The sequence below is a fragment of the Nonomuraea sp. NPDC004186 genome (assembly GCF_053603495.1).
The window spans coordinates 36,971-51,396 of the sequence record NZ_JBSGFQ010000093.1 but is presented as its reverse complement, the minus strand read 5'-3'; the positions used below and the strand labels follow the sequence as shown (position 1 = coordinate 51,396).

Sequence of the window (14,426 nt, the reverse complement as noted above, 5' to 3'; positions counted from 1 at the left end):
GCGCCAACATGCACGAGACGCGCCCCAGTTTCGCCAGCGACGCGGCGGTTCCCGACCACGTGATCCAGGCCCGCGCGGGGCAGCGCGTCCGTGTCACGGCCACCGCCGTCGGCCCCGAGGTCGCGGCCGTGCGCATCCGCACGGCGGAGGGCGTGCGGGCCGGGGCCACGCGGCGAACGGACGAACCCGGGCGGGCCCCCGACGAGCCGCTGACCGCGACGACCGACCTCACGGTGGACGCGTCCACGTACGTGGTGGCCGAGGTCCTGTGCGGCCGGCACCCCCGCACCCTGACCTCCACCGGGTACGCCCTGACCAGCCCCGTCTACGTGGAGGTGGACGGGCGGCGGGTCGCCCGGCGCGAGGACGTCGTGTGGTGCCTGGAGTGGCTCGACCTGCTGGAGGAGCTCGTCAGGCAGCACGGCCGCCTGGTCGGCGCCTACCAGTTCGGCGACCACGTGTCCCTGCTGGAGCAGGCCAGGGCGGTCTACCGGTCCCGGCTGGGCTGAGGCGCGAGGCGACGAGCGTCGCGGTTTCTGGCCGTGTGTGTTAAATTTTGGCCATGCGGTCAGAAATTGAACCGGACGGCCAGAAGCGCCGTTCGTTCATCGAGGAGGCCAGGCGCGCGCAGATCGTGGCGTCGGCCGTGGAGGTGATCGCCGACGTCGGGTTCGCCCAGGCGTCCCTTGCGCGCATCGCCAAGCACGCGGGCATCAGCAAGGGCGTCATCTCCTACCACTTCGCCGGCAAGGACGAGCTGATGGAGGAGGTGGTCACCCGCGCCTACACGGAGGCCGCCGATCACGTGCTGGCGGCGATGGAGGGCGTGGAGGGGGCCGGCGCCCTGCTGCGGACGTACTTCGTCGCCAACGCCGCGCACATGCGCAAGCACCGCTCGAAGATCCTGGCGCTCGGCGAGATCTTCAACAACCTGCGCGGCGCCGACGGCAAACCCCGCTACGGCGTGCACACCAGCGAGGAGATCTACCGGGCAATCGAGATGATCTTCCAACTCGGGCAGCGCACCGGCGAGTTCAGGGACTTCGACCTCCGCGTCATGTCCGTCTCGGTGTCGGCCGCCATGGACAGCATGTTCGGCTACTGGGCCGCCTATCCCGACCACGACCTCGACGCGCACGCGCGCGAACTCGCCGACCTCTTCGAAAGGGCATGCAGGATATGAAGACCGAGCCGAGGACCCGGCTCCACTCGATCGACAACCTGCGGATCGTGCTGACCGCGCTGGTGGTGGCCCACCACGCCGCGGTCACGTACGGGAACATCCCCCTCTGGTTCTACACCGAGCCCGCCAAGGACCCGTCGGGGGTCGCGCTCGACATCCTGGTGGTGTTCAACCAGGCGTTCTTCATGGGGTTCTTCTTCCTCATCTCCGGCTTCTTCACCCCCGGCTCGTACGACCGCAAGGGCTCGCGCGCCTTCGTCCGGGACCGGCTGGTACGGCTGGGCATCCCGCTGCTCGTCTTCCTCGTCCTGCTGCGGCCGCTGGTGAACTTCGGCGGGCTCGCGCAGCGCCCGGACCTGCCCTACTGGCAGTACTACCTGGGTTCGTGGGACCCGGGGCCCATGTGGTTCGCCGAGGTGCTGATCGTCTTCGCGCTGGTGTACGCGTGGTGGCGGAGCCGGCGGCCGGCGGCCGATCCGCGCCCCGAGCCGCTGCGGCTCCGGTCGGTCGTGCTGTTCGTCCTGGGCCTGTCCCTCGCCACGTTCCTGTGGCGCCTCCCGGTGCCGACCGGCACGTACGTGCCGGTGCTCGGGCTGCCGACGCCGGACTTCCTCCCGCAGTACGTCGCCATGTTCGCCCTCGGGTGCGCGGCCTTCAGGCGCGGCTGGTTCGAGACGCTGCCCGCGCGGGCGGGGCACCTCGGGTTCGTCGTGGCGGGTGTGTCGAGCGCCGTGCTGCTGCCGCTCTCGCGGATGACCGGCGGGCAGCTCTCGTCGGCTCTGACGGCCACCTGGGAGTCGGCCTTCGCGGTCAGCATGATCATCGGGCTGTCAGTGCTCTTCAGGGAGCGCTTCGCCGAACAGGGGCCGCGCGGGAGGTTCCTGTCCGACCACGCCTTCACCGTCTACATCATCCACCCGCTCGTGCTGGTCGCCATCGGCTACGCGCTGCGCCCGCTGGAGGCGGTCGCGGTCGTCAAGTTCGCGATCATGCTGGTGGTGGCGCTGCCGCTGTGCTGGTCGCTGGCGTACCTGGTGCGGTCGCTGCCGGGGGCGAAGCGGGTCCTCTGAGCATCTCAGGCAGGGGGGCGGGGTGGCCGTCGCGGACGCACACGTACGTGACCGTCCCGACGGCCACCACCACGTCCCCGCGCCGCATCGTGAACGTCATCGTGATCGACGTGGTGCCGACCCTGGCCGGCGCGCTCTCCACGGCCAGCACGTCGCCGAGGCGGGCGGGCGCGTGGTGCTCGCACCCGCTCGCCTTGACCACCAGGTCGGCGCCCTCCCGCCGGAGCCGGTCGTAGCCGCCGCGGGCCCCGATCCAGTCGAGGAACGCGTCCTCGATGTACTCGTAATAGCGGGAGGCGTGCATCATGGCCTGGGCGTCGCAGTGCCTCGGCCGCACCGGCAGGTGGGAGATCACGACGGGATCGCTCACCCGTCGTAGAAGGAGTCGAGGGTCTTGCCGTGGCGCTCCTCGACGGCCTTGCGCTTGATCTTGAGGCTGGCCGTCAGCTCGCCCGTCTCCACGGTGAAGTCCTCCGCCAGGATCGCGAACTTCTTGACCGTGGCGTAGCTGGCCTGGTCGGCGTTGACCTGGTCGATGGCCCGCCCGACCTCCTCGCGCACGCGCGGGTGCTCGCGCAGCTCCTCGGGGTCGGACGGCAGCCCCTCGGCCTGGGCCCACGGCTTGACGACGTCCATGTCGAGCGTGACCAGCGCCGTGACGTAGTTGCGCCGGTCGCCGTGCACGAAGACGTGCGACGCGTACGGGCAGGCCGCCTTGATCCGGCCCTCCAGGTACGTGGGCGCGACGTACTTGCCGCCCGAGGTCTTGATCAGCTCCTTCTTGCGGTCGGTGATGCGCAGCCGTCCGGCCTCGTCGAGTTCGCCGATGTCACCGGTGTGCAGCCAGCCCTCCTCCAGCGCCCCGGCCGTCTCCTCCGGCAGCCCGTGGTAGCCGCGCATGATGCCGCGCCCGCCGATGAGGACCTCGCCGTCGTCGGCGATGCGGACCTCGGTGCCGGGCAGCGGCGGCCCGACCGTGCCGAACTTCACCGACTCCGGCCGGTTGAGGAAGCTGCCCGCCGACGACTCGGTCAGCCCGTACCCCTCCATGATCGTCAGGCCCGCCGCGTCGAAGAACTCGGCGATGTCCTGCGAGAGCGGGGCGGCGCCGGAGATGAAGAAGCGGATCCGGCCGCCGAACCGGTCGCGGAGCTTGGCGAAGACCAGGCGGTCGGCCAGGGCGTGCTCGATCCGGGTGGTGACCGGGATGTCCGCCCCGCGCTGGCGGGCCCTGACGACCCGGATGCCGGTCCGCTTCGCCCAGTCGAAGATGCGCAGCTTGATCCCGCCCTCGCGGCGCACGGTGGCCACGACCGTGTTGTGGATCTTCTCGAAGATGCGCGGCGCGGCGGCCATGAACGTCGGCTTGACCACGCCGAGGTTCTCGGCGATCTTGTCGAGGCGGCCGTCGATCGCGGTCGGCACGCCGATGTCGATCATGACGACCTCCAGCAGCTTGCCGAACGAGTGCGACAGCGGCAGCCACAGGAAGTGCAGGTCGGACTCGGAGAGTATGCCGAGCCCGCGGACGGCCTCGGAGACGTAGAGCCAGTTGTCGTGGGTCAGCTCCACGCCCTTGGGGCGGCCGGTGGTGCCCGAGGTGTAGATGAGGGTGGCCAGGTCGTCCTGGGCGATGGCGTCCACCATGGCGTCGTAGTCGCCCTCACCGCTGAGGGAGGCGAGCGTGACCACCCAGCCGTCGTCGCTGGGCGAGCCGTCGACGACCACGACGTGGGTGACGTCGGGCAGCTCCTTCTGGACGGACCTGAGCTTGGCCACCTGGTCGTCGTTCTCGGCGATGACGATCGTGCTGCCGGAGTCGGTGATGACGAACGCCGACTCGGCCGCCGTGTTGGACGGGTAGATCGTGGTCGTGGCCGCTCCGGTCGCCAGCACCGCGAGGTCGGCCAGGATCCACTCGACCCGGGTCGAGCAGAGGATCGACACCCGCTTGCCGGGCCCGGAGCCCAGCCCGGCCAGGCCCAGGGCCAGCCCGCGCACGCGGTCGCCCACCTCGCGCCACGACAGCGAGGCCCAGCCGTCGTCCGAGGGGAATCGGTACGCCTCCGCGTCGGGGGTCGCCGCGATCCGATCGCGCAGCAGGGACGGAATGCTGGACATGCCTGAACCTCCTGGACGGTGTTGACGCCGACTCTAAAAGCAATCCCACCATTTGGGATAGACCAGAGCGCCGCGTGCTTTCCGTCTCAGGGGCGTTTGAAGGCGGACAGGAGCCGGTCGGCCGCGAGCGCGGGCGTCAGCTCCCCCGCCAGGACCTCCCGCTCGATCTCGTCGGTGATCGCCGCCACCTCGGGGTCGTGGCGCAGCTCGGACAGCAGCCGGTCGCGCACCAGCGTCCACGTCCACCCGACCTGCTGCCCGCGGCGCTTGGCGGCCAGGTCGATCGACTCCTGGTGGGTCAGCACGTGCCGCCAGAGCTTGTCCAGCCCGTCGCCGGTGAGCCCGCTGCACGTGAGCACCGGCGGCGGCGTGGAGTCGGAGCGGAGCATGCGCAGCGCGCCCGCCAGCTCCCGCGCGGCCTTCCTGGCGGGCAGTTCGTGCTCGCCGTCGGCCTTGTTGACCGCGATGACGTCCGCGAGCTCCAGCACGCCCTTCTTGATGCCCTGGAGCTGGTCGCCGGTGCGGGCCAGCGTGAGCAGCAGGAACGTGTCCACCATGTCGGCCACCGCGGTCTCCGACTGGCCCACGCCGACGGTCTCGACCAGCACGACGTCGAAGCCGGCGGCCTCCACGACGACCATGGCCTCCCTGGTCGCCTTGGTGACGCCGCCCAGGGTGCCGGAGGTGGGCGAGGGGCGGATGAACGCGGCGGGGTCGACCGACAGGCGGGCCATGCGGGTCTTGTCGCCGAGGATGCTGCCGCCCGTCCTGGTGGAGGAGGGGTCGACGGCCAGGACGGCCACCTTGTGGCCCTGCGCGGTCAGCATCGTGCCGAGCGCGTCGATGAACGTGGACTTCCCCACGCCGGGCACGCCGGAGATCCCGATCCGGCGCGCGTGGCCGGACAGCGGGGTGAGCTCGACGAGCAGCCGCTGCGCCAGGACGTTGTGGTCGGGCCTGGTCGACTCGACCAGCGTGATCGCGCGGGCGATCCACGTACGGGACCCGGCCCGTACGCCTCGGGCGTAGTCCTCCAGCGAGTGCACCCGGCTTACCCCTTTCTTCCCAGTTGATCAGCTAATCTCTGACAATTCTTGACTTTTGCCAGTAGGGTGCTGGAGTTCTGATCTCAGCCGTCACAGGAGTCACTCCCCTCATGCCCAACGTCGAACCCCTCCGCGAGGGCGACCCGGCAACGGTGGGACCCTACCGGCTGGTCGGTCGGCTCGGCGCGGGCGGCCATGGTGTCGTCTACCTCGGCCAGGCCCGCAACGGAACCCCGGTCGCCGTCAAGGTGCTGCGTGAGGGGCTCTCCGTCGACGGCCGCCTCGCCACGGAGATCGCCGCCGCGCGCAAGGTCGAGCCGTTCTGCCTCGCGCAGGTGCTCGACGCCTCGACCAGCGGCAGGCCGTACATCGTGTCCGAGTACGTGGACGGACCCTCCCTCCAGCAGGTCGGCCGGCTCGGCGGGGCGGAGCTGCAGCGGCTCGCCGTGGCGACCGCGACCGCGCTGGACGCCATCCACCAGGCCGGCGTCGTGCACGGGGACTTCAAGCCGGCGAACGTCCTGATCGGGCCCGACGGGCCGCGGGTGGTGGACTTCGGCATCGCCGGGGCGCTCGGCACCGGCGTGAAGGCGACCGGCACCTTCGTCGGCACGCCCGCGTACATGGCGCCCGAGCAGCTCGCCGGGCAGGCGGGCGGCGCGGCGTCGGACGTGTTCGCGTGGGGATCGGTGATGGTCTCCGCGGCCACGGGGGTGCCGCCGTTCGGGGACGACTCGCTGCCCGCGGTGATCAACCGCATCCTGAAGGACGAGCCGCGCATGGGCGAGCTGCGCGGGCCGGTACGCGAGATCCTGCTGGCCTGCCTGGCCAAGGATCCGGGCTCCCGCCCCGCGATGCGTGACGTGCTGCTGCGGCTGACCGCGCCGTCCCGCCAGCAGACGGCCCCGTACCAGACCCAGCCCCACAGGCCCGATCCCCCGCTGGCGGCCTGGCAGGACACGCCCGACGCCACCCTCGACCAGGACACGCCGCCGCGCCGGGCCCGCACCCAGGAGCCGGCCGCGGAGCAGCCCGCGGCCCCGCTGCCGCGCCGGACCTCGCGCCAGAGCCACGGCACCGACCCCCAGTCCCTGGGCCGGCCCGTGGCGGGCCAGCCCTTGTCGGGACAGCCCGTGGTGGGGCAGCCCGTGGTGGGGCAGCCCGTGGTGGGGCAGCCCGTGGTGGGGCAGCCCGTGGTGGGGCAGCCCGTGGTGGGGCAGCCCGCTCCGCCCGCGCACCACGGCCAGGGCCCGCACTTCGGCCAGAACGCGCCCGCACATCCGGACCAGGGCCAGCCCTTCGGCCAGGCCGCGCCCGCCCACGTCGATCAAGGCCCGCACTTCGGCCAGGGCGCGCCCGCGCACTTCGACCAAGGCGCGGCCGCGCACCACCAGGGTGCGACCGCGCCGCACGGCCAGGGACCGGGGACGTTCCCGATGGCGGCTCCGGTCGAGGCCCCGGTTCCCCCCGCCTTCCAGCACCACGCGCCCGCCGAGCCGCCGCCGGGCTTCCCGCCCGCCGAAGGGCCGGGCGCCGCGCAGGTCGTGGCCGAGCCGTCGGTGGCCCAGCACTCGGCGCTGGTCGACCTCCTCGTGCCGGGCACGCCCCAGCCCCAGGCCCCGCCCCAGGCGCCCAAGCCGCCGCGGCGGTCCGGGCGGCGGCGGGTGAAGATCGTGCTCGTCGCGGGCGTCGCCGGCGTGTCCGTGCTGGCGCTGGCCGGCGCCATCATGTGGCTCACCCCCACCACGCCCACCCCCAAGGCCAAGAACGTCTCCGACGTGACCACCGCGCCCACGACCGAACCCACCGCTGGGGCAGCAACCACGCCAACCACGCGCCCGAGGCGCTCGCGTACCCCCAGGCCCAGCCCGCAGACCGTCGGCACCCCGAGCAACGTCCCGACGGCGGGATCGACGACGGACTCGACCGGGGACCCGACCGGCACCCCGACGGCGAGTGCCACGCCCGCCGCCGGTCGGCTCAGGCTCGTCTACGTCCGCCCTGGCGGCGCGAAGAACGGCGACTGCTGGACCGGCGGCGAGGTCACGCTCCAGGCGATGGTGCAGCGCACGGGCCTGCCGCTGACCTTCCGCTACACCTGGTACATCGACAACGTCGCCGTGGGCCGCTCGTCGGCGCTCGTCACCGAGAACGGCCAGCGCTTCCTGACCTCGCCGCAGAGCCTCAAGAGCACGGGCGGCGTCCATCGCGTCACGCTCCGGATCACGTCCCCGGTCGCCACCCAGCGGACGATCTCCGTCACGATGTGCGACCGGGGAACTTACTGACGGTTCCTCAGCTGGTCGAGCAGGTCGAGGGCGGCGTCGGCGATCACCGTGCCGGGCGGGAAGATCGCGGCGGCGCCCGCGGCCCGCAGCTCGTCGTGGTCGCCGGGCGGGATGACGCCGCCGACCACGATCATGACGTCGCCGGCGTCGAGGTCGGCCAGCGCCCGGCGTAGCGCGGGCACCAGCGTCAGGTGGCCGGCGGCCAGCGACGACACGCCCACGATGTGCACGTCGGCCTCGACCGCCTGCCTGGCGACCTCCTCCGGCGTCTGGAACAGCGGGCCGACGTCCACGTCGAAGCCGAGGTCGGCGAACGCGGTGGCGATCACCTTCTGGCCGCGGTCGTGCCCGTCCTGGCCCATCTTGGCCACCAGGATGCGCGGGCGGCGGCCCTCGGCCCGCTCGAAGTCGGCGCACGCCCGGCGGACGCGCTCGATGTTGTCGGAGGGGCCTGACTCGTCGCGATACACCCCAGAGATGGTACGTACCTGCTCGGCGTGCCGGCCGAACACCCGCTCCAGGGCGTCGGAGATCTCGCCCACGGTCGCCTTGGCCCGGGCGGCGTCCACGGCCAGCTTGAGCAGGTTGTGCTCCAGGCCAGGCGCGGGGTTGTCGGCGGCCTTGGTGAGCGCGTCGAGCGCGCGCTGCACGGCGCCGGGGTCGCGTTCGGCCCTGAGCCGGGCCAGCTTGTCGAGCTGCTGGGCGCGTACGGCGCTGTTGTCGACCTTGAGCACCTCGACGGCCTCGTCGCTCTCGGCGCGGTACTTGTTGACGCCGATCACGGGCTGGCGGCCCGAGTCGATGCGGGCCTGCGTACGGGCGGCCGCCTCCTCGATGCGGAGCTTGGGCAGGCCCGCCTCGATGGCCCTGGCCATGCCGCCGGCGGCCTCGACCTCCTGGATGTGGGCCCAGGCGCGCTCGGCGAGGTCGTGGGTGAGGCGCTCGACGTAGTAGGAGCCGCCCCACGGGTCGATCACCTTGGTGGTGCCCGACTCCTGCTGGATGAGCAGCTGGGTGTTGCGGGCGATGCGGGCGGAGAAGTCGGTGGGCAGCGCGAGCGCCTCGTCGAGGGCGTTGGTGTGCAGGGACTGCGTGTGGCCCTGGGTGGCAGCCATGGCCTCGACGCAGGTGCGGGCCACGTTGTTGAAGACGTCCTGCGCGGTCAGCGACCAGCCGGAGGTCTGGGAGTGCGTACGGAGGCTCAGCGATTTCGGATTTTTCGCGTTAAATCCAGAAACCAGGTTGGCCCACAGCAGCCGGGCGGCCCTGAGCTTGGCGACCTCCATGAAGAAGTTCATGCCGATGCACCAGAAGAACGACAGGCGCGGCGCGAACCGGTCGACGTCCATCCCGGCGCCGACCCCGGCCCGCAGGTATTCGACGCCGTCGGCCAGCGTGTAGGCCAGCTCCAGGTCGCACGTCGCCCCGGCCTCCTGGATGTGGTAACCGGAAATGCTGATGGAGTTGAATTTCGGCATCTTCTCGCTCGTATAAGCGAAAATATCCGAAATGATCCGCATCGACGGCGCCGGGGGATAAATGTAGGTGTTGCGGACCATGAACTCTTTGAGGATGTCGTTCTGGATGGTCCCCGCGAGCTGCTCCGGCGCGACGCCCTGCTCCTCGGCCGCCACGATGTAGAGCGCGAGGACGGGCAGCACGGCGCCGTTCATGGTCATCGACACGGACATGCGGTCGAGCGGGATGCCGTCGAACAGCTGCCGCATGTCGTAGATGGAGTCGATCGCCACCCCGGCCATGCCCACGTCGCCGGCCACGCGCGGGTGGTCGGAGTCGTAGCCGCGGTGCGTGGCCAGGTCGAAGGCCACCGACAGGCCCTTCTGCCCGGCGGCGAGGTTGCGCCGGTAGAACGCGTTGGAGTCCTCGGCCGTGGAGAAGCCCGCGTACTGGCGGATGGTCCAGGGCTGGTTGACGTACATGGTGGGGTACGGGCCGCGCAGGTAGGGGGCCACGCCCGGGTAGGTGCGCAGGAAGTCGATGCCCTCGAGGTCGTGGGCGGTGTAGAGCGGCTTGACCCCGATGCCCTCCGGCGTCTCCCACACCTCACCGGCGTGCTTCTGCGCCTGCGGCCCGTCCTTGGGCAGGGCGTTGAGCGGGATGCCGGAGAAGTCCGGGATCATCGGGTCACCTCCAGGTCGTCGAAGGTCTCGCGGAGCACGGCCAGCGCGTCGCAGCCCGCGTAGAGGTTTCCGTCCACGCCTTCGTACTCCCCCTTCCCCGCCAGCCAGACTTTCCTCGCACCGGCCTTGCGCAGTGCGGTGGCGACGGCGGCGGCGTGCTGGGCGTAGAGCTTGTCGGTCGAGCACAGGCAGGCGACGGAGGCGCCGCTCACGGCGAACGCGGTGGCGATCTGCTCGGGATCGGCCCCGGGACCGGCGGTCTCGGTGTCCAGCCCGCCCGCCTGGAACAGGTTGGCGGCGAACGCGGCCCGCGCGGTGTGGGCGGCCACGGGCCCGATGGTCGCGAGGAACACCGTGGGCCGCTCGGGCCGCGCGTCGGCCAGGTCGCGCAGGGCCTCGAACTCCTCGGCGTAGCGGACCCGGGGCAGGCCGCCCGTCTCGGAGGCGGCCTGCGCGGGCGTGGGCGGCCGTACCGGCTTCTCGTGCACGTTCGGGAACTCGCTCACGCCCGTGATGGGCAGGCGGCGGTGGGCGACGTCGTCGGCGCGGCGGGCGCGGGTGGCGGCGATCCGGTCCGCCACGAGCCCGGCGGCCCGGGTGATCCCGCCGGCCGCCTCGATCTCCTGGAACCAGGCCCACGCGCGTTCGGCGAGGTCGGCGGTGCGGCGCTCGACGTACCAGGAGCCGCCGGCGGGGTCGATGACGCGCCCGAGGCCCGACTCCTCCAGCAGCAGCGCCTGCGTGTTGCGGGCGATGCGCCGCGAGAAGGCGTCCGGTAGCCCGAGGCAGGCGTCGAACGGCTGCACCGTGACCGCCTCCGCGCCGCCGACGCCGGCGGCGAAGCAGGCCAGGGTGGTGCGCAGCATGTTCACCCAGGGGTCGCGGGCGGTCATCATGGCCGAGCTGGTCACCGCGTGCTGCCGCTGGCCGCCGTGCCCGGCGGCGTCACACACCTCGGCGACCCTGGCCCACAGCCGGCGGGCCGCGCGCAGCTTGGCGATGGTGGCGAACTGGTCGGCGGTGGCGGCGTACCGGAACTCGATCTGCCCTAGCGCTTGCTCGACAGAGAGCCCGCCGTCCGTGAGCGCCCGCAGCTCGGCGACTCCCTGGGCGATCGAGCAGCCCAGCTCCTCGGCGTCGCTGCCGCCCGCGTCGTGGTAGGGGGTGGCGTCGACGGTGACGGCCCCGAGCCCCGGGAACCCGTCGACGCAGCGCCTGGCCAGCTCCAGCCCGGGACCTCCAACGGCGGAGGCGCCCAGGTTGCCCCGCACGGCGCTCCCGCGCCCGAACAGGACCTCGGCGGCCTCGCGTACCCGGTCCCCGGCCTCCAGCACGACCGGCGCCAGGTCGAGGTAGACGTCCTCGATCACTGCGCCCAGCGCGTCCACCGGGATGGCGCCGTCCCCGACGACGAGCCACAGCGAGGTGACCCCGTTCTCCAGGTCGGCCAGCACCGCCTCGGGGTCGGCCACGGCGTGCCGCTGGCGCACCTCCCAGCCGGGAGTGCCGCGGGCCCCGCGCACGTACGGCGCCTCGCCGGGCAGCCCGGGATCGCCGGGCAGGTCGTCCAGGTCGTAGAGCGGCGCGACCGTCACCCCGTCATAGGTGGCGGTGGACAGCGCCTCCTCCGGCGCCTCCGTCTCGATGCCCGACTTGCGGAGGACCTCGACCGCCAGCGCCCGCCAGCCGTCTCGCGAGATGGACTCGAACCCCGTGGCCAGTTCCATGGTCGGATACTAGGCGGAGCTCCGGAGGTGCGGTAACCCCGGGTCCACCCCAGGCTCGGTGTGTCGCCGACCCCGGTCCACCCCAGATTCAGGGCCCAAAATTCAGGGCCCAGATTCAGGACGCGGGCGCCTCCCACGTCAGCCGCCACGTCAGGGGGCCCACGACGCCGTCGTCCTCGAGGCCCTGCCGCCGCTGGAACCTGCGGCACACCTCGCGCGACCCGGAGCCGTACGCCCCGTCCACGGCCAGGTCGAAGCCGCGCTTCTTCATCTGCGCCTGCCAGGTGCGCACGTCCTCGCCGTGCATGACCGGCGGATACTTCAGCAGCCGCCCGGGAAACGGCGGCGCGGCCGGCTCCGTGGGCGGGGTCCCGCCCGGCCGGGGCGCGCCCCGCCGGATCCAGTCGTAGAGCGGGTCGCCGGGGCAGTCGGTCGAGTAGCCGTCGCGGTGCCCCTTGATCTCCTTGCCCGCGCGGCCCTTGTCGCGCAGGTACTGGACGGCGTCCAGGATCGCGTGCAGCACCCCGTCGGGCGGCTGGACGAGCCCCGCGTTGCCGACGAGCCCCAGCACCGCGTAGTGGCCGGCGTTGAGCCCCGGGCCGTTGGCGGCCGGCAGGTGGTGCAGACCCCGTCCCTCGAACACCTTGCGGTGCGGGCAGGCGACCACGGTGTTGCCGGTGAAGTAGACGGTCCCCTCCCGGCGGGCCAGCCAGCTCTGGTTCTCGGTCCGGGGACACCAGATCCGGCCGCGGTAGGTCTCCCTCCGGATCCTCAGAGCCGTCCGGGGCATGACGGAGTGCCGGCGCCGGATCGTGGTCAGCCACATGCCCGTCTCGGGCAGGCGGCTCATGGCCGCTCCCGACCCCGACAGCAGCGCGGCGAACATGAACGCCTCCGCCGCCGCCCGGTCCTCGCGGGCGAGCCTGTCGCGCCCGGCGTCGCCCGCCGTCAGGGAGGTCTCCAGGAACAGGGAGAGCTGGGCCCGGGTCAGCGACAGGAGGAATGCGTACCCCGGCACCCTGCCGGGCGCCACCTCGACCAGCTGCCGTCCGGCGTCGGCCGGGAGCCGGAACTCGACGAGATCGCCCTTGACCGTCTCCCTCCAGCGGGACGCGCCCGCGGCGGGAGGGCCGAAGGCCCCGTGGAGCGCGGCGCGGACGCGCATGAGATGGGCCGGGTCCCGCCGCGACCGGTGGATCGCGACCCCGCTCGCGCTCGACGCGCCCTCGGCCGCGAACCACGCGACCAGCTCCACGAAGGCGTCCGACCACTTCGCCTCGGCCGGCAGGTCGGCGCAGGGCGCCGCGACCGGGATGCGGTCCCGGTGACCGATGGTCTCGGTGGTCACCCAGAGGCGCCGCGTGTCCTCCACCGCCTGGCGCTCCACGGGCCAGCGGTGATGGGGGGTGGTCAGGGAGGAGTGGGCGGGCCCCTCCATCCGGATCATCTCCCGCTCCATCGCGGGGAACACGCACACCTCCAGCACGGGCTGCCACTCGGACATGCCCGTGTCGTGGTCGAGCGTGAGCGCGACGTCGCCCGCGCGCAGGTCCCGGTACGACTTCCAGCCCTGCCGGGTGAGGAGCTCGGTCTCCTCGTCGACGCAGTAGCCGATGTCGATCCAGCCGTTGTCGTCCATGTGGAACGCCTGGATCGACCGCACCAGCGAGACGCACCCGCTGTGGTCGGAGACGATGCCGGGGTCGACCCTGCCGCCCGTGTAGTGGACCTTCACTCCCTTGGTGGAGTCGAGCTGCGTGTAGTCGCCGCGCGGCGAGCGGGCGTTCCAGTCTTTGCGTAACACCAGGTCGATGGCCACGGTGAGCTCCGAGAGTCGCTGTCGAGACCACCGAGCGTAACGCGGAGCATGCGGACGGGTCCTGAAGTTGGGTGATTTTACCTAGGGTCTGATCACCCGTTTGTCCGTCACGATCGCGGTGATGAGATCGTGCGGCGTCACGTCGAAGGCCGGGTTCAACGCCTGGGTGCCCTCAGGCGCCACGCGTACACCTCTGACCGTCACGACCTCGTCCGCCCCTCTGTCCTCGATCTCGATGTGCTCGCCGGTGGGGGTGTTCTGGTCGATGGTGGACTCGGGCGCGACCACCACGAACGGCACCCCGGCGCGCTCCGCGCCGAGCGCGAGGGCGTACGAGCCGATCTTGTTGGCGGTGTCGCCGTTGGCGGCGATGCGGTCGGCGCCGATGAGCACCGCGTCCACCTCGCCCTTGGCCAGCAGGTACGGCCCCGCCGAGTCGGCGATGAGCCGGTGCGGCGCGCCCATCCTGGCCAGCTCCCAGGTGGTGAGCCGGGCGCCCTGCAGCAGCGGGCGGGTCTCCAGCGCGAGCACCTCGGTCAGCCGCCCGCGCTCGTGGAGCGTCTGCACGACGCCGAGCGCGGTGCCGCGTTCGACGGCGGCCAGCCCGCCGGTGTTGCACACGGTCATGATCCGCAGCCGGTCGCCTTCGAGCAGGTCGGCCCCGCGCTCCCCCATGGCCACGCAGGCGGCGATGTCGTCGTCGCGCACGCGCAGCGCGGCCGCGAGCACGGACGCGCGGCCTTCCCGCAGGTGGGCGGCGGCCCGGTCGACGCCCCACGCGAGGTTGACGGCGGTGGGCCGGGCGGCGCGGAGCCTGGCGATCTGCGCCGGGTCGCCGTCGGCCAGCACCACGCCGAGCGCCCCCGCCACGCCAAGCGCGGGCGCGCCGCGCACGGCCAGCCGCCGGATGGCGTCCACCAGTTCGTCCACGGTCTGGATGCGCAGCGTCACGCACTTGTCGGGCAGCAGTGTCTGGTCGACGAGCTCGACGGCGCCGTCCACCCAGTCAATGGTCCTCACACGGCAAACTG

General features: G+C 72.3%; 10 protein-coding genes and 1 pseudogene. 4 read left to right on the top strand and 7 right to left on the bottom strand.

Annotated features, from left to right (window positions below):
* From ACWEPL_RS48290 to ACWEPL_RS48280, 3 genes and pseudogenes are all read left to right on the top strand, one after another.
* A pseudogene (locus ACWEPL_RS48290) lies at positions 1 to 509 on the top strand (hypothetical protein); the annotation flags it as partial.
* Positions 510 to 562: 53 nt separating this feature from the next.
* The gene (locus ACWEPL_RS48285) at positions 563 to 1,183 is read left to right on the top strand and encodes a TetR/AcrR family transcriptional regulator (RefSeq protein WP_363964086.1); all 621 of its coding nucleotides are present in this window, start codon (positions 563 to 565) and stop codon (positions 1,181 to 1,183) included.
* Positions 1,180 to 2,253 (top strand): acyltransferase family protein, encoded by a 1,074-nt coding sequence (locus tag ACWEPL_RS48280; protein WP_452440240.1) that lies wholly within the window; start codon positions 1,180 to 1,182, stop codon positions 2,251 to 2,253. The genes ACWEPL_RS48285 and ACWEPL_RS48280 overlap by 4 nt, the downstream gene beginning before the upstream one ends.
* Here ACWEPL_RS48280 and ACWEPL_RS48275 read toward each other — a convergent pair.
* The 3 genes from ACWEPL_RS48275 to meaB all read right to left on the bottom strand — a co-directional run bounded on the left by ACWEPL_RS48275 (position 2,171) and on the right by meaB (position 5,420).
* A complete protein-coding gene (locus tag ACWEPL_RS48275; protein ID WP_363964082.1) occupies positions 2,171 to 2,623 on the bottom strand; it encodes an acyl-CoA thioesterase in 453 nt (150 codons plus the stop codon). The genes ACWEPL_RS48280 and ACWEPL_RS48275 overlap by 83 nt on opposite strands.
* Positions 2,620 to 4,374, bottom strand: coding sequence for an AMP-dependent synthetase/ligase (locus ACWEPL_RS48270; protein WP_452440239.1), 1,755 nt, complete (start codon positions 4,372 to 4,374; stop codon positions 2,620 to 2,622). Before ACWEPL_RS48270 ends, ACWEPL_RS48275 begins: the two co-directional genes overlap by 4 nt.
* Positions 4,375 to 4,460: 86 nt before the next feature.
* Positions 4,461 to 5,420: a methylmalonyl Co-A mutase-associated GTPase MeaB gene (meaB, locus tag ACWEPL_RS48265; RefSeq protein WP_452440238.1), complete on the bottom strand. Its 960-nt coding sequence runs from the start codon at positions 5,418 to 5,420 to the stop codon at positions 4,461 to 4,463.
* 110 nt (positions 5,421 to 5,530) lie between these two features.
* Between meaB and ACWEPL_RS48260 the strand changes: the two genes are divergently transcribed.
* Positions 5,531 to 7,708, top strand: a complete 2,178-nt coding sequence (locus ACWEPL_RS48260) for a serine/threonine protein kinase (RefSeq protein ID WP_452440237.1) — start codon at positions 5,531 to 5,533, stop codon at positions 7,706 to 7,708.
* Here ACWEPL_RS48260 and scpA read toward each other — a convergent pair.
* From scpA to mtnA, 4 genes are all read right to left on the bottom strand, one after another.
* The gene (gene scpA, locus ACWEPL_RS48255) at positions 7,702 to 9,849 is read right to left on the bottom strand and encodes a methylmalonyl-CoA mutase (protein ID WP_363964075.1); all 2,148 of its coding nucleotides are present in this window, start codon (positions 9,847 to 9,849) and stop codon (positions 7,702 to 7,704) included. The two genes, ACWEPL_RS48260 and scpA, sit on opposite strands and share 7 nt — an antisense overlap.
* Positions 9,846 to 11,576, bottom strand: coding sequence for a methylmalonyl-CoA mutase family protein (locus ACWEPL_RS48250; RefSeq protein WP_452440236.1), 1,731 nt, complete (start codon positions 11,574 to 11,576; stop codon positions 9,846 to 9,848). Before ACWEPL_RS48250 ends, scpA begins: the two co-directional genes overlap by 4 nt.
* A 115-nt stretch (positions 11,577 to 11,691) precedes the next feature.
* Complete coding sequence (locus ACWEPL_RS48245) at positions 11,692 to 13,395, bottom strand: peptidoglycan-binding protein (RefSeq protein WP_452440234.1); 1,704 nt, start codon at positions 13,393 to 13,395, stop codon at positions 11,692 to 11,694.
* An 81-nt stretch (positions 13,396 to 13,476) separates the two neighbouring features.
* On the bottom strand, positions 13,477 to 14,415 hold the full coding sequence (mtnA, locus tag ACWEPL_RS48240) for an S-methyl-5-thioribose-1-phosphate isomerase (protein WP_363964069.1): 939 nt from the start codon (positions 14,413 to 14,415) through the stop codon (positions 13,477 to 13,479).
* Positions 14,416 to 14,426: the final 11 nt, after the last annotated feature.